Source organism: Paenibacillus chondroitinus NBRC 15376 (assembly GCF_004000765.1).
Taxonomy (GTDB): domain Bacteria; phylum Bacillota; class Bacilli; order Paenibacillales; family NBRC-103111; genus Paenibacillus_E; species Paenibacillus_E chondroitinus.
Genome location: NZ_BILW01000004.1, coordinates 223058 through 240622, shown reverse-complemented (window position 1 = coordinate 240622; position 17565 = coordinate 223058). Strand labels below are relative to the sequence as shown.

At 47.3% G+C, this 17565-nt stretch carries 7 protein-coding genes; all 7 read right to left on the bottom strand.

Features of this window, described 5'->3' with window-relative positions:
- Positions 1-83: 83 nt before the first annotated feature.
- Positions 84-3722: an immunoglobulin-like domain-containing protein gene (locus PCH02S_RS07470; protein WP_127451574.1), complete on the bottom strand. Its 3639-nt coding sequence runs from the start codon at positions 3720-3722 to the stop codon at positions 84-86.
- Positions 3719-6892: a GH92 family glycosyl hydrolase gene (locus PCH02S_RS07465; RefSeq protein ID WP_127451572.1), complete on the bottom strand. Its 3174-nt coding sequence runs from the start codon at positions 6890-6892 to the stop codon at positions 3719-3721. The genes PCH02S_RS07470 and PCH02S_RS07465 overlap by 4 nt, the downstream gene beginning before the upstream one ends.
- 77 nt (positions 6893-6969) lie before the next feature.
- Positions 6970-12876: a GH92 family glycosyl hydrolase gene (locus tag PCH02S_RS07460; protein WP_127451570.1), complete on the bottom strand. Its 5907-nt coding sequence runs from the start codon at positions 12874-12876 to the stop codon at positions 6970-6972.
- A gap of 236 nt (positions 12877-13112) precedes the next feature.
- Positions 13113-14696, bottom strand: coding sequence for a cohesin domain-containing protein (locus tag PCH02S_RS07455; protein WP_127451568.1), 1584 nt, complete (start codon positions 14694-14696; stop codon positions 13113-13115).
- 46 nt (positions 14697-14742) lie between these two features.
- Complete coding sequence (locus tag PCH02S_RS07450) at positions 14743-15771, bottom strand: S-layer homology domain-containing protein (RefSeq protein WP_127451566.1); 1029 nt, start codon at positions 15769-15771, stop codon at positions 14743-14745.
- 27 nt (positions 15772-15798) lie between these two features.
- Positions 15799-16620: a carbohydrate ABC transporter permease gene (locus tag PCH02S_RS07445; protein ID WP_127451564.1), complete on the bottom strand. Its 822-nt coding sequence runs from the start codon at positions 16618-16620 to the stop codon at positions 15799-15801.
- Between the two features lies 1 nt (position 16621).
- Positions 16622-17548 (bottom strand): carbohydrate ABC transporter permease, encoded by a 927-nt coding sequence (locus PCH02S_RS07440; protein WP_127451562.1) that lies wholly within the window; start codon positions 17546-17548, stop codon positions 16622-16624.
- Positions 17549-17565 lie beyond the last annotated feature (17 nt).

Genomic DNA, 17565 nt, shown 5'->3' with positions numbered 1-17565 from the left:
TGATCACCGGGCAGCTTCTATTCCATTTTTAGACATGTAAAAAAGAGATGATGTCACAATGGACACCACCTCTGGCTTACCTTCTAGCCTAGAATCATTTTAGCTACAATCGCTAAGTCACCAATATCAATGACTCCGTCATTGTTGAGATCCGCTTTCTTATACAATAGCCAGTTCGGATCATCGGCATTTTTGCCATAGTAGGCCGCCATCATAGCCAAATCACCGATACTGAAGTGGTTATCTCCGTTCAAGTCACCTGGCGCTTGCGTATTGATAGATGCCAAGAATGCTTGGAGCGCCGCATTCAACTCGGAGGAAGCTTGATCCACTTGGCTTTGGCTTGCTGCCGCGTTATCGGCCACAGCTTTGGCATTAACGATTGCGGCTTGTAAAACAGCTTTCGAACCAACCGGATATTGTCCGACACTTGTGCCTTCTGCCGCGGCGTCAAACGCTGCCTGAGCTTGCGCAATAAGTTCATGGAGCCCGGCTTTGTTTACGCTGTTGATTAGAATAGGATGTGCAACGCCAGCTACATTGGTTTCGACCCCATCACCGTCTGAAATAATGACGCTGGACAGCGATATTGCTGTAGATACAGGTAAAGCTGAAGGTCTGGCTTTCCATTGCAGGTTAATCAAACCGGTCGCCAGAGAATCTTTGTCCGCAGCTATCCTTGCAGCAAGGACACGAACTTGACCTGTTGTTTCCTTCGTACTTACGAAGAAGACATCCTGTTGACGCGATTTTGCAGAGATAAACTCCACAGCCGCCGCGTCATAGGTGAAGATCAAGTCATGCGCATAGACGTTTTGACTCACGCTGTGCAAATCATAAGTAAGGTCGAAAGTGGCACCGGAGTTGACTTGATCAACACCGAATAAATAAGCGATGTTTCCGGCAGGACTTTCTTTTATTTTAAAATCAATCGTATACGTCTTCTGTGTGGAACGGTCTTCTGCCCTAACTACAATTGTCGCTTGGCCCGGTAGTTTGTCAGCCTGAGTAACCACCAGCGTTGCATTCGAATCTGCCGTTGTTGCTGCAACTGTCGGTACTTGGACCTCGCCTTCCGGCAGTTCCACGGTGTAGGCTGCTGTGTTTGGATCAAAACCGCTCATCGGCTCCCCATTTAGTGTGATATTGCTTAAGGTTGCATCGTCATTTAAGGGCTTTTCGACCTCACCAAGCGCAGCAACCGTGATGGTAAAGGTTTTCGTGATGCTTGTAGTACCTCTGCTAATCCTGGCCGTCAGCACAGCCGTTACATTCGGATCACCGTAACAAGGCCGCACGATGTTGCCATGGAAATCAATCACTCCCGGATCTGAACTTGACCAGGTAATCACCACTTCAGGCGAACCGTTTATGCTGATCGGCAAGAACAAATTGTTCACGACGGATCTCGTATTCCCCAAATCAAGTGCAGCAGCAGCCGATATCACACTTTCCTCGTCGGCACTCATTGCCTTAACCGTTAAGGGGAATGTTTTCATTTCGATATTGGTACCTTTAGTCAACGTAGCTGTCAGATTAACACTCGCATCCGGCTGACCGACACCTGGACGATGAACTTGCCCTGTTCCACTAATAGCATCTGGGTTAGAGCTTACCCAGTCAATCTTGGAACCAAATCGGCCATTACTCGGTAAATACACGTTGCCGGTCACCGTATTGCTGCTGCCAAGCTCAAGCACGGCTTTATCTGCGGCCAGATCTCCCATATCTCCTTGGGCAACCACCGTCAAGATAAAAGGTTTATCTGCCGATACCCCACCGCTCATAATCGTTGCTGTTAAAGTCACCACCGCATTCGGTTGACCCGCGTCTGGTCGTGACACATGCCCGGCATCGTTAATCACAACTGAATTCGATGAATGCCATGCAATCGTCGATCGATATTTACCTTTTGTCACCAGCGTCAAATGGTCAGCAACCGCGCTCGTATTTACCAATTGCAGCGCAGCTTTATCCAAATCTACCGCTTCAGCGTCGTCCATGGGAAGTACTTTGATTTGAAAAACCTTCGTCGCAATCGAATCACCCTTGATGATCGTAGCTGTCAGTTTCAACTCTGCGCTTGGCTCCCCTTGAATGGGTCTGGATACAATATGCCCGGAATCGTTCATGACAAGCGGATTCGAGCTTTCCCATGTGATTCTTGTTTGCTGTTCGCCTACCACAGGCAGATTCAAGTCATGGGATACTCCGGATGTATCACCTAAGCTAAGTGCAGCTTTCGCAGCATTAACTGCGAGGGTGTCCTTTTCGCCAACCGTCGAATTGTGTTCAATGGTGATATCATCGACGGAGCCGCGGAAAAAGCCTGATACAGTACCGCTTGAATCAAATGCGAACAAAATTTTATCGATGACTTTCCCATTCGCTACTTCTCCGAGGTTCGCCGTTATCAAATTCCATTGATCTTCGACAACGAAACCCCCTTTCCCCTGCGAATTCGGATGAAGGACGACACCATTCTGATCTTTGGCGCCCAAGTCATGCAGATAAGTACCATCTGTAAACAAAATATCAAGCGCCACATACTTGCTTGTTGTTCTTGTCAAAGTCGACAGAACATCGGACTCTTTCTCAGGAAACAGCCAGTAAGATAATGTTGTCGAAGCTTTAACCGGAATTTCCGTATCAAAGATTTGATTGTAAGCGTAGGATTGATCAGCATTTAAAGCATTTCCGGAAAATTGAAGAGCAGCCGCGCCATTGTGCGCCCCAGTGCCTTTTTTGGACTCCATTCCGCCGATCCCGCAGCAAAATTCCCCGATATTTTTCGTCAGCGACAAGATCCTGTACGTGTTAGCCGGACCCGTCGTATCCGTTGGAGCAGGATCCTCCGCTTCAAAACCTGAATCGAAATCAACTCCCGCTTCATATTGGTAATCGGCCTCCCGCATCGCCAATACCGTTACAGCAAACTGTTTGATCTGCGATAAAGAGCCTTTCTTCACCGTAGCTGTCAAGGTGAGCTGTGCATTCGGCTGGCCAAGATCCGGACGTTTCACAATTTTGCCCGTATTGCTGAGCACCGCAGGATTCGAACTTTCCCACGTGATGGATGTGCCTTTCCTGAACGTTGCTGGAAGGCTGACTCCTTTTGTTAAAGCTGTCGTATCTCCTACATCAAGCGCTGCAACTGCTGACGCTACAGAAGTATTGTCATCAAGCTCCGTTGCAAACAATTTCCAATCCGCTAATTGCGTATTCGTCGATTCACCGCTATTATTCAAAATAAACAACCGGTAATAGGCGTACTCCTTCACTTTGTCAGCTGCAATCGTATATTCTTTCGTTTGAAAACGCGCGCTGAATGATTGATTGCTTTGCTCATCCAGCACGATCCAGCTCAACCCATCATTCGAACCTTCGATTCGCCAGTTTTTCGGGTCCCTTGTCGCTGCATCGTTGGCAGACACCATGGCATATTTTTTAACGGCTTGGGTATCCCCATAATTGAATTGGACCTGCACCCAAACATTCGTTGTTTGAGCTCCCAGCCACTTCGTGTTGGCATTATTATCAAACAATTTCACAGCGGTCTCATTAGGCTGGTTTTCTTTACTGAACTTAACGGTCATATTGCTTGCAAGAGCGACATTGACCAAATCCCCAGGAGCCGCTTGAACGGTCAGGTTCGGAAGCAGGCAGAACATCAGCAGGCTGCAAATCAGAACATGCCAACGATTTAAGAGCTGTCTCATCATCTTCCAGTAACCTCCTTGTACCTGGCGCTCGAGTTAGGCAACTGGACAAGTCTCCAAGGCTTCGCCTCGCTGCTGAATCCAGCCGGTGCTTCGGTAACTGCAGCCTCTTTTGTATTCAACACGGCAACTAATGGCTGTGCAGCATCCGAATTGTTCATGTCCAGCGCCTTTTGAGCGCTATCCTGCATTGGCGTGTAGTTGCTGTTGCTGCAGGCAATGGCGACTTGAGAAGCAAACTGCCCCTTGGAAGGCGGCGCCAAAGGATCCGGAGGAGTTGTTGCCCAGCTTGTATTAGGCGTTGTGCCCAGCGTAAAATCAAGAATCGCCCCGTCCTTCAAGTACTCGTATGGCAGCCAGGTACTGTCATAACTGTGGCCATTCAGCTTTAAGTCCTGAATATACTTTGCTTCTTCCGAAGCATGATTGCCGATTAACCTGATTTGTTTGCAATCGTTTAATTGAATAATCGTTTCCTCGAAAAGTGGCGCGTGCACCGAGAAGCCACCGATACCCGGAATCGACGGGTACAGCCCAAGTGCTGCCAGAACGAACCACGCAGAGCCCGCTCCCAAATCATTGTTGCCGATCAGACCGGCAGGTCCATCGTGGAACAGCTCCGTCATGCCTTTGCGCACGATTTCCTGGGTTTTCCAAGGCTGTCCGGCAAAGTTGTAAGCCCACGGAATGCCGTAACTCGGTTGATTGCCCAGGAATGAATACGGCTCAGTCGAGCCTGCATTCAATTTTTGGAAGAAGAAATCGAGCCTTGTTCTTGCTGCCTCCAAACCGCCCATTTTCTCGAATAATCCCTTGTAGTCAAAAGGAAGCACCCATGTGTACTGAGCGGAGTTTGCTTCCTGGAAACCATGCTCGCTAGCTGGATCAAAGGTGCTTTCGAAATTCCCGTTCGCCAGTCGCGGTTGAATATAGCCATCTTTGAACGAAAGCCTCCAGCTCTGCGAGCGGGTCAAATACGTATTATATTTCCCCTCGTCTCCAAGCGCTTTGGCAAATTGAGCAATCGCAAAGTCCGCATTGTTATATTCCGGGATATAACCGGTTACCCAGCCGCCTCTTTCAATCGGAATGTAGCCCAGCTGCAGATAATCGGCCAAATTAAAGCGCCCATTCAAGCTGGATGGTGTCGATGCATGAAAGTCCATGACTTTCAAAGCTTCTTGCAAATCAAAGTTTCTGGCTCCAAAAGCGTACATGTTGGAGATCGTAATCGAAGCGGGATCGCCATTCATCACGTTCGTTTCGGAATTGGCAATACTCCATTTCGGTAAAAACCCGCTTCTGCTTTTGGCGTCATCAACGAAGGATTGCGCGATATCTGAGCCTATTTCCGGGAATAGAAGCCCTATGAGCTGCATCTGCGTGCGATATACGTCCCATCCGGAAAAAGTCGAATAATGGGTATATTTGCCCCCGGTATTATAGATTTTTTGATCGAAGCCTCTATAATCGCCATTCACATCGCTGAACACATTCGGGTGAATCAAGGAATGATACAAGAAGGAGTAAAGCATCCGCTTATGCTTCTCGGTCCCTCCATTGACTTTAATTTTACTAAGCGCCGTTTTCCATTTGGCCTGCGCCGTTTGTTTGACGGAGTCGAAGTTCCAGCCAGGGTTCTCCGTTTTCAAATTCAGCTTCGCATGCTCCATATCGGTATAGGAGATTGCAACCTTGACATAAACCTCTTTCTGACTAGATGTATCAAACCTTACATAACCGCCAACCTTCCGATTGTTCGGAATTTCCGATTGTGCAGACTGGCTGTCTTTCGTAATTTGAGAGCCTTTATACGTACCGACCTCTGTGAACGGCTGACTGAACTCTGCTGCGAAATAAACGGTGTAGTTGTTCGTATTTTCAGCTAATGTACCGCTCCCTTTGGTCCCGCAGAATCCGCCGGCATTCACATACCCGGTCACCATGTTGTTATCTTTGTCAATTTGGATGTTTGCATCCCTAACGCCCGTGGCGTTAATGCCCGTATTAATCAGCATCATCGCCTGTGTGGAAGCAGGATAGGTGAATCTGCCGATACTCGTTCTCTCCGTTGCTGTAAATTCCGTTTTAATGTTGTATTTATCCAACAAAACACTATAATAGCCCGGGATTGCAATTTCATTTTCGCGTTGAAAAGGTGAAGCATAGTCTTCGAAATGTGTTGCCGGGGATTTTCCCATCTTGCCTACGACAGGTAAAAAGGGAATGTTCTGCGCAATATCGCAGCCGGGACCGTCAATATGCGTCAAACTGAATCCCGCAATGGATTTACGATCATAATCGTATCCCGAGCCCAAAGGTGATTTGCCGGACCCAAGGTCGTTGTAACCGGTATCCGGACTCCATTGGATCATGCCGAAAGGCACAACAGCACCCGGAAACGTATTCCCCCTATTGCCGCCGAAACCGACAATATCAAGTTTATTGTTCTGTGAGCCTAACAACGGATTGGCGTAGGCCGATGGATCGAATTCAGAGTTTCTAATTTGAATGTCATCGATAAATCCTCGGTATGTCCCCGCGTTTCCGCCGCTTTGTTCGTATGAAATGAGGATCCGCTTAATCGTTTTCCCCGCTGCAGCCGAACCAACAGTCGAAGTAATAAAATTCCATGTGTCTACAGCCAATTGATTGCCTTTGCCTTGTTCTTCGGGACTCATGACAACCCCGTGCTGGTCAACAGCTTGATAACTGTGCAAATAGGTTTCATCTTCAAAAGCAAGATCTACAGCGACATACGTGCTGTTTTTCCCAAGATTAAAGTCAATCCCGCCTTGCGTTGTACGGCTTTGCGGATAAATCCAATAAGATAGAGTGGTATTGGGTTTAACAGGAATATTCACTTCGAACACTTTATTGTAAGCATAAGCTGCACTTGTATCAGAAGTTTTCCCCGCATAAAGCAATGCTTTTTTACCGGATTGGCGCATATCGCTGGAAATTTTGGATTCCGCTTGGCTCACATGAAGGCTCGCTTCGGTTTCATCTTCCCAGTTTGGCTGTACAGCGTCTGCGCTTTCGAACCCTGCATTGAAGCTTGGTGCCGCAGCTTCTGCCGAATGCTCGAATGCCGGCGAGATGAACAATATACTCCACAACAGCACAAAAATAAGTAAAAGACTGCACGATTTCCTGAAGGTCTTTCTATTCATCGCGTTCACCTCCACTTTTTTTCCATGAGAAAAATCGGGAGGAAGACGTTACCGCCTGCCATCCTCCCGATAGCTTGTTATTGATTCAAAATTTTACTTGCAATCATCGCAAGGTCAGCGACATCGATCTGGCCATCGCCACTCAGATCCGCTTTTTTGTACAGGTTCCAATTAGCATCCTGATCAGTTTTACCATAATAAGCAGCCACAATAGCCAAGTCACCGATGGTAAACTTATCGTCACCATTCATATCCTCAGGTACGCGTGTATTCACCGAAGCAAGGAAGCCTTGCAGAGCCGAGTTCAATTCGGTCACAGCTTGATCTACTTGAGATTGCGTAGCCGCTGCGTCACTAGCGATCTGGCTGGCTGCATTAACGGCCGCTTGCAGAAGTGCTTTAGCGCCTGCAGGATATTCGCCGGTTTTGGTGCCTTCTACGGCTGCATCATGCGTGGATTGTGCTTCTGCAATCAAGGCATTCAGTGTCGCTTTATCCACTGTACTGTTGATAACATTTTTGAACGTTTGCAGAGCTGCATTCAGCTGCGTTCTTGCCAGGTCTACTTCATCCTGTACAGCTTGCAGGTTCGCTGCCACTGTTTTAGCCGTATCGATAGCCGCTTGCAGAATTGCTTTGGAACCTACCGGATATTGACCGTATTTGGTTCCTTCCACAGCTGCGTCGTGTACTGCTTGCGCCTCGGTAATCAGGCTGTTCAGCGCTGTTTTGTCCACCGCTTTAATGCTGATCGTTTTGGAAACGCCTGACATTTCCGTCTCTTTCCCTTCTCCATCAGCAATCACAAGTTGGGAGACCGCGATTGTGCCGGCTGCACCAAGCTCCGATGTCTTCGCTTTGAATTGAAGCGACAGCAGGGCACCGTTTGGCTGGGAAGCACTCGGCCCAACATGAACCGCAAGGTATCGGCTTTGACCAGGAGCTTTTTTCTCGTCCACGATCACGAAATCTTTGTCCTTCGCCGATTTGGCGGAAAGCAATTCAAAAATATCCGAATTATACGTAATCGTAAAATCTTGACCATACACGCTTTGTGTCACTCCGCCTAATCCATACGTCAAATTAAACGTTTGACCGGCCGAAACGACGGAACTGCCGCTTAAGAACGCCGTTGCTTCGCTCTTGCCGTGCTCAATGGAAATATCATCGAAATATCCGCGTGAATATCCGGTTTTCCCTGTAGCATTAAAGGAAATGAGAATTTTATCTACCCTTTTCCCAGCAGCCACAGCTCCGATATTCGATGTCACAAAATTCCATTGATCAGAAACAAGTTTACCGCCATTTCCTTGTGCCAGCGGATTAAGACCGACACCGTTTTGATCGACGGCACTCAGATTGTGCAGATACGTACCATCGGTGAACAGCAAGTCAACCGCGTAATTCTGGCTTGTTGTTCTAACATTACCAGGCAGTACGGTACCTGCGCTTCCTTCCGGATTTATCCAGTAAGAAAGCACCGTAGATGGTTTAATGTCGAAATCTGCGTCAAACATTTGATTATAAGCATAGTTCTCTACAGCACTTGTCGCATTACCGGAATACAGGATCGCACTTGTGCTGTTATTTCGTCCTGGTGTACCAACCTTTGTTTCAACACCGCCGATGCCGCAGCAGAATTCGCCGATGTTCTTTGATTCGATGGTACGGTTTTCCCACGTCGGCATGACATCGCCAGCTTCAAGCCCCGTTTTGAAATCAACGCCGGCTTCATAGCTTAGATCCGTTTCATTGAGCGCAAGCACCGTGATCGTAATGACCTTCGTAGCGCTTACGCTGCCTTTATTCACCGTTGCGATTAACGTTAAGCTCACATCCTGCTGCCCAAAATCAGGACGTTTTATAATTTTACCTTCGTTGGAAACAACCGCTGGATTAGAGCTTACCCATGTAATCGTTGTACCAAATTCAAAGTTGCCTGTAGGTAAGGTCAGCTTCTTTGTCACAGCGCTGGTATTGCCTAAATCCAGGCTTTTAACGGTTTCCGCTACCGCTGTTTCATCGTTTACAGGAGGAGTCGGGTAGCCCAGGAGCTCAATTTCGGCAAATGAAGTAGTTGCGGTTCCCGAATTTTCTGAAACCTCTAATCGATAAAATTCATATTTACCCGGAGTCTGAATGGTAAACGGTCGGGTATACGAACGCCATGCGAAAGTTTCATTCGTTCTTTGATCCAATACTGTCCAATTCTGACCGTCATTGGAGCCCTTCAGCATCCAGCTTTTCGCATCGCCGTCTGTATTGCCCGAAGTCAATGTATACATAGCCGCCTGCTTTTTCGAGCCGAGGAATTGATACTGAACCCATGGCTTCGCGCTGTTTAACGTAACTCGGGTATTCGAGCTGTTATCGAACAAGTTGCCGATTGTGGAGCTGTTCGTACTGTCGGTTACTTTGGCAAACCCTTGAGCAACCAATTTATCTGTCATGTCTTTTAATGGAGCAGGAACGGCAGAACCTTGAGTGATGGATGACGGCACATCATTGTCGCCACTTCCCCATGTAGAAGGCGTAGGCCCCATATCAAAGTCCAGCGTAGCTCCGGCTGCAAGCACCGCATGCGGCAGCGATGTTTGCGTATAAGCTTCGCCATTCACTTTCAAGCTTTGCACGTATTTGTTCTCTTTGCTGTTATTCGGTGCATTAACGACGAGTTTTTTGCCATTTTCAAGTTGGATCGTCGCTTTTTTGAACAATGGTGCGCCTACCGCATATTCAGGGCTGCCCATTTTGAGCGGATAGAAGCCTAATGCTCCGAAAATATACCAAGCGGACATTTCACCGTTGTCCTCGTCACCTGCATAACCTTGGCCAATTTGGCTTCCAAGGTACAAACGGTCTAAAGCTTCACGAACTTTCTCCTGTGTCTTCCAAGGCTGCCCTGCATAATCATACATGTAGATAATATGGTGTGACGGTTGATTACTGTGTCCGTATTGTCCCATTCTTACGTCTCTGGCTTCTGTCATCTCATGGATGACACCGCCGTATGAACCCGCATTGGAGCTGGAAGCAGGTTCCGGTATGCTGAAGAATGAATCCAGTTTCTCAGCCAACTTCGCTCTGCCGCCATACAGATTTGCCAATCCTTGGCCATCCTGCGGAGCATGGAAAGCCATGTTCCACGCATTCGTTTCCGTGTAATCGTTGCCCCAATTTCTAGGATCGAAATTCGCCGTCGAGGATCTCCAAGCACCGCTAGCCGTTCTACCATTGAAAAATCCTAAATTAGGATTAAACATGTTGACATAATTTTGTGCCCGGTTGATGTAGTATTGCTGGTCATCTTTGTAATGAGCGTTATACGCATCGTTAGTATCATTTTTCTTAGAGAGCGCATCAGCAAGGTTGGCAATACCGAAATCATTGATATAGCCATCCACAGCCCATGCCAAGCCTTCACCTGTATCCGTATTTGTATAGCCGTCGAAAACGGAGGTCGCCATCCCTTTTCTGCCTACATTGGCATTTGGCGGAGTGACAGCAGCGTCTTTCAACGCGGATTGATAGAAGCTTTGAACATCGAAGTTCGCAACACCTTTCAAATAAGCATCCGCAAAAGCAACATTCGCGCTTGTTCCTACCATCAAGTTGGCGTAACCAGGAGAGGACCATCTGGAAATCCAACCGCCATCCCGATAGTGCTGAACGAAGCCATCAATAAACTCGCCAGCCTTAGACGGCGTTAACAAGGAATAAGCCGGCCATGCCGTACGGTACGTATCCCAGAAACCGTTGTTAACATAAATTTTGCCGTCATTAATTTTGGCGCAGGATGTCGTTGCCGTACTTGTCGAACAGGACGTAATCGGCGTTTGATCCGCATGCTTGTAGACCGGCGCTTCATTCGTGCCCACATTCTCAAAAGCGGAGTTCGGATACAAGAATAAACGGTACATGTTGGAGTATAACGTAATCAGTTGATCTTCTGAGGCACCTTCAACCTGAATGATGCCCATTTGTTGATCCCACTGTGTTTGAGCTTTCTCTTTAATCGTTTCAAAAGTGTCCGCAGGGCTGATTTCCAACTCCAGGTTTTTCTTGGCCTGATCTAAACTGATCAAGGAAGTTGCGATCTTCATGGTGACCACTTTATTCGTCGTGGTGTCGAATTTGTAGTAGGCCTGCACATTGGTTCCACCGCCGCCACTGCCCGTCAACTTGCCGCTTGCAGTAACCGGCTTATCGAAGGTCGCATAGATGAAAATGCGCGTTGCGCCTGTGGAAAGGCCGCTTTTTTGATCGGAGTAACCTGAGATAGCATTGTTAGCTGCATCCAGCGTAATACCGCCACTATTGCTTTGGTTGTCAAAAAGCAGATTGGACGAATCGCCGGCAAATGTGAATCGGAACATCGCTGCATGATCGGTTGGCGTAAACTCCGTTTTGAGACCGTTTTCAAAGGTAACGCCATAATAATACGGTTTCGCGATTTCGTTCTCGTGCTTGAAAGGTAACTCCCTTGTCGTACGGCTAATATTTGGCGTTCCCACCGTATCGGAAGGCATCACATGGAAGGTTTGCCGATCCCCCATCCAAGGGCTTGGCTCATGGCTTAAAGCGAACGCTTGAATTGTTGGTAAGTTGTTCGCGTTATTGCTTTGATTGTAATAATAAGCCCAGTCGGAGCTTGCATTTGTTTTCGGAATCCAGAAGTTAAATCCGTGAGGAACAGCAACAGCTGGAATATTATTTCCTCTGGAGAAAGTCCCATTGGACTGCGTGCCTCTGAGAATGTTGGCATAATCGGAGAGCCGGCTGTAACTTACAGGCGCGGGGTTCCCCACAATTTTGATATCATCGATCGTGCCTTTGAATCCCGTACCGGTCTTCGCTGCTGGATTGTCGTAAGCAACCAGAATGCGTTTAATTGTTTTTCCGGCCGCAACAGCCCCGATGTTGGATTTTTTGAAGTTCCATTGATTGTTGTAAAGTGTTTTGGAGTTGCCTTGATCTTGAGGATTCAGTTTAACGCCGTGTTGATCGAGCGCACCAAGATTATGCAGATAAGTGCCGTCTGAGAATGCCAGATCTACCGCTGCGTAAGTGCTGGAGTAATCCATCTGTGCTTTATCCGTGAATTCAGGAGCAATATAATAGGAAAGTTCAGTATTTGGCGTCACGGCGATATCGGCATTATACACTTTGTTATAGGAATAAGCTCTGCCGTCAACCAGGTGAGTTCCGGAATAGGTAAACCCTTTCAAACCGGTCCACCCTGCATTTGATTTGGCATTATATAGACCCGATGGACCGTTCGAGACGTAAGACTTCATATCTGCTGGAGGAGGAGGAGGAAGAACAATGCCATTGGAAAGTTGGAACTCGGATAACTGAATGTAAGAATCTCCACTGTTTGCCGTAATGTTTAACCGATAGTAGAGATATGGTGTTTCATTCGCGAAGTCGTAGACTTTCGTTTGAAAACGTTCGCTAAAGGTCTGGTTGGTTCTCGTATCCAGCGTCGTCCAGGTGCTGCCGTCATTGGAGCCTTCAAACTGCCAATTTTTAGGGTCTCTTCCGGCTGAATCATTCGCAGAAGTCAAAGCATATCTCATGACTGCCGATGCTTCACTAAGCTTGAATCTTACCCAGCTAGTTGAGCTCGTATCCAGCCATTTCGAATTCGTGTTTGAATCGATCAGATTGACGGCTACTTCACCTGAAGATGTGTACTCTCCTCTTGCGGTTACTTCAACAACCTTATTCGTGATACTACCCGGAATGCCTGCAAACGGCGTATTGCCGTCGATCCCCGAAGTTAGGGCATTCCCGTCGATGTCTGACTCGACTTTATTTTCCCATGTCACTATCGGGTCACTTGCCTCGAATGACGAGTAGAAGTCAGCACCTTCTGCTGCTGCAGCGGATGCCCGCTGATTCGTAGGCAGATAAAATGATCCTGCCAGAAGTGTAAAGCTCGTTGCCATAGCCAGAAATTTCCTAGCTTTCCGGTTACCCATTCCAGAAAACCTCCCATTATTGTTTTCAACGCATCCTAAACTTGAAAATTCAAGCAGCCTCCTTTCGAAGCACACCTGTAAGCGCTTCCCCATACATATCTTACTGAAAGAGCCTGGCTTTAACTATGCGGTAAATCTATCTTTTCTTCCGATAAAATAATCACATTTGCATGCGATCATCATTCAGGAATACAAAAAGTGAGGTCGCTTACCGCCTATCCCCTCACTTTGTGCCTTTACCGATAAATCCATTTGGCTACCATCGCCAGATCGTCGATATCCACCTTGCCATTATGATTGAGATCAGCTCGTTCATACTTCGCCCAATCCTCATCGGCTGACGTACGTCCATAAGCCGCCGCAACCACAGCCAGGTCACCCACAGAAATTTTGTTATCACTATTTAGATCAACCAAAGTAATGCGAACGTTATGAGATACACCGTTAATGGTTGTTTCCACACCGTTCGTATCCGTTAGTACAATGTCTTGGATCGTCATTGTTGTTGTTACTGGCTGAGATATGGCTTTGGCCTTCCAGCGCAGCGCTAATAAATCAGCGACCTCTTGTCTTGGATATTCCCCTCCATGGAGCACGACATGTACTTGTCCGTTCGCTGCGGAATCAATGACGGCGGACATGTCTTCAGGGAGTGCTTCCACTCCGAGGAATTCCAAGTGCTCTGCCTCATAAGTCAGTGTGAAATCCTGAGCATAGATGCTCTCAGTTACACTTTTAAGTCCATAAGTAAGCGTAAATAGACCTTCGGAATAAACAGTTTCCTGACCGGTTAATTGAGCCGATGGTGGCTGATCTGCCTGTGTGGTGACAGTAACGCTTGGACCATTGGTGCTCCAAAGCCCGGAGGCGTTACCCGCTTCCACTTTAAAGGTATACGCCGTATTCGGCATCAATGACGTAATAGCATACTGATAGACATTACCCGTCACAGTGGCTAAAGCCTGCCCATCTTGGTAAACCTTATAGCCGGTTACACCCTCTGGATCGGTCGCACCGGACCATGATAAGGTCACGCCTGATCTCGATACGCCGGATACGTCAAGCCTCTTTGCCGCCGTCCATTCCGGTGGTTTTGGTACATCCGGCAAACCACTCATGATCGCTTTGGCTATGATCGCCAAATCCGCAATATCAATCCTGCCATCGGGATGGACATCCGCCTTCTCATGTTTGGCCCAATCGGAGTCAGCCGATGTTTTACCATAAGATGCTGCCGCAATCGCCAAATCCCCGATCGTGTATTTGTTGTCTCCGTTCAAGTCCCCAGGCAGCGAGTTATCTACAGAAAGTTGGACGGTATGAGTCGTGCCGCTTACGTTGGTTTCCACACCATCACCGTTTGAAACAACGAGATTGCTAATTGTTACATCGGATGAGGCAGAATGAGTAAGCTTCTTAGAGCTCCAGTGAAGCGTTAACAATTCGCTATCTTCGTGAATGGCATACTGTGCTCCATGGCTCACCGCAATGATTCGGACACGTCCGGGTGTGTCAGAAAGTCCGACAATCGAGAACTGATCCTTTAATTCCTTTACCGTGTCCGCACCGTTAAAATTCAACTGCTCAGCATCATAAGTGACTGTGAGATCCTGAGCGTAGACCGCTTGTGTTACCCCCTTCAATCCATAGGTCAAATCAAATGCTTCACCAACCAGCACCTTGTCCTGACCGGACAAGGTGGCATGGATGGTTTCCTCGGCTTTGGCAAGTGAGAGATCTGCAAACCAGTTCGCCGATAGAAGCATGAGAAGCGCATATACAAGGTATGTCCTATACCTATACCTTTTTCTTTTTCTCATCGTCTAATATCCTCTCTGGCTTTATGTAGGGACCAATGGCGGTCTGTCATTTCTTATAATCAAGCAAAGATAAAAGGAGTGTGACTGCCTCTGCCCTAGTTGCGTTGTCATTCGGCATGAACAGCTGATCTCCCTTGCCTTGAACCAGTCCCGCTTCTGCTGCAGCTGCTACGAAAGCGTACGCCCAGGCAGGAATTTGGTCTTTATCGGCAAAAGTCGATATTGGTTGCTCGGCTGTCTGGATACCCGATGCCCGCACAATCATCGTGGTGATTTCGGCTCGGGATATCATTTGAACTGGACGGAACGTGTTGTCTTCATACCCTGATACGATGCCGGCGTTTAGGGCTGACGCGATGCTTGATTTCGCCCATTCCGGTATCGTAAACTCGTCTGCAAAGACAAGCTGATCTTGGCCGTTCAACGGCAAATGAATGGCACGAGCTAACATAGTAGCAAACTCTGCACGTGTGATAAGTCCTTGCGGCCTAAAAGTGCCATCCTCATAACCGTTGACAAAGCCCAGTTTCGCCGCTCTTTCAATCGCCTCTTTCGCCCAGTGCCCTGTAATATCACGAAACATAGCTGCATTGTCGTTCGTAATATCCATTGCAATTTGCGTGTCTGCATTTTGTTTGCTAGAAACCATTTTGCTGGTGACCAGCTTCACGTCCGTAAGTTCTACCGCTGCTTGGCCTTTGCCAATCGGTTCAAAAGTAAGCGTGCATAAGGGAACCTTCCCGCTTTCCCCGGCCTTATTGCCAATTTTGGTACTCGCAAATTGAATCTGATTATCTTTCACGATAGCAGGAATGGAGAAGCCATCTATTGCGCTTTTCGCCCCCTTAAATCGTAATTGGTTGGGGTCATAAACAAAATTCACTTCATATGCGTAGACATCCTGAAGGTTATCCCCTGTCACTGTCACGTTAATTTCCTTGTCTTTCCCAACTTCAGGTTTATCGTTACTGATTGTTAGCGTGTAAGTGAAGGAGTCTGCAGCCCAAGTGGAGATTGGAACCAGCAGCATACACATCATGAGAGTCAGGTACATACCAAAAATTTTACGTTTCATGCAGATCGTTCCTTTCTGAGCGTCCTTTTAGCCTTTAATCGAACCTGCCAGGAGACCCCGAATAAAATACTTGCTCAAGAAAATATAAACGAGCAGCGTAGGTAAAGCAGCCAAAATCGCTCCGGCCATCTGTACGTTCCACTGTACGATTTGACTGCCTGACAGGTTTTGCAGAGCCACCATGATCGGTTGCTGCTTCTGGGTGGTCAGCGTAACGGCAAACAGAAACTCGTTCCATACACTCGTGAATTGCCAGATGCCTACTACAACAAAACCCGTTAATGAAAGTGGAATCATGATATACCGATAAATGCCGAAAAATCCGGTTCCGTCAATTTTGGCCGACTCCAACACTTCCGTTGGAATTCCTACGTAAAAGTTGCGAAACATTAAGGTACAAATGGGCAGACCATACACGACATGAACAAGAATCAATCCAGGGATTGAGTTGTAAAGCTTAATGGATTGCAGAAATTGAATTAAAGGGATGAGAATGCTTTGGTAGGGAATGAACATCCCGAATAACATCAGGGAGAACAAAAAATTCGACCCTCTGAACTTCCATTTGGATAAAATGTAGCCGTTTAAAGATCCTAGCAAGGAAGATAACAACGTAGCCGGAATGGCAAGCAAAAAGCTGTTCGTCAAATTGGGAATCAGCTTCTTAAACGCTTCTTGATAACCTTTCAAGTTAAAATACTGAGGCAGCGCCCACATTTTATCGAGTGTAATTTCGTTCAGTCCCTTGACGCTCGTGATGAGCATGACATACACCGGAACCAGATAAACAATCGCCAAAACGATTAGCGCCACATACAACAGCGTACGATTCACGCGCTCCAGCGACATATTATTCCTCTCCTTTGCGCAAGTTGGAAATTAAGTAAGGAATGATGAGCAATGAAACCAAGAGCAGCATAATCATCGCGATTCCTGCGCCTTGGGCATAGTGATTTCCGCGAAATGTCGTTTCAAACATGTACACGCCCGGCACATCCGTAACAAACATCGCACCAGGTCCTGTCATGGCATAAACCAAGTCAAAAATCTTTAGGGAGATATGCGCCAAAATAATGATCAAGCTCATCGTGATGGGCTTCAGCTGCGGTAAAATCACCTTTCGAAGCACCTGCCATTCCGTTGCGCCGTCCACACGTGCCGCTTCCCGGAGTTCTTCGGAAATGTTCCTTAATCCGGCCAAATACATCGCCATGGCGAATCCCGACATTTGCCAGATGGCCGCAATCGCAACGGCAATAATGGCGACTGGAAGGCCTGCATCAATCTGGCCTACTGGAATTTTGGGAATAATTTGCGTGCTTACAAACCAGCTGGGTACATTCGTAACCCCAAGCGACTTCAGCAATAAGTTAACACCAGTCGTTGGATTCAAAATCCATTGCCACACAACCCCGGTTACAACAAAAGAAAGCGCCATCGGAAATACGAATATGTTTCGAAAAAATGCTTCCCCCCGGATCTTCCGATCGACCATCACCGCCAGAAATAAGCCAACAAACATCCCGCCGGCGATGAATAAAGCCGTAAACACCACCGTATTTCTTAAATCCGCTTGAAACCGGAAATCATTAAATAAAAAAGCATAATTGCTGAATCCTGCGAAGGTCAGGTTTTTAACAAGTGTATTCCACTCTGATAGCGATACGTAGCCGGTCCAGGCTATAAAACCATACACGAATATGGCGATTGCCACTAAAGACGGCATCAGCATGGCGATAGGCACCAGCTTCTCCGACTTCCAACGAAAAGCGTTCATCGATTCACACTCCAGAA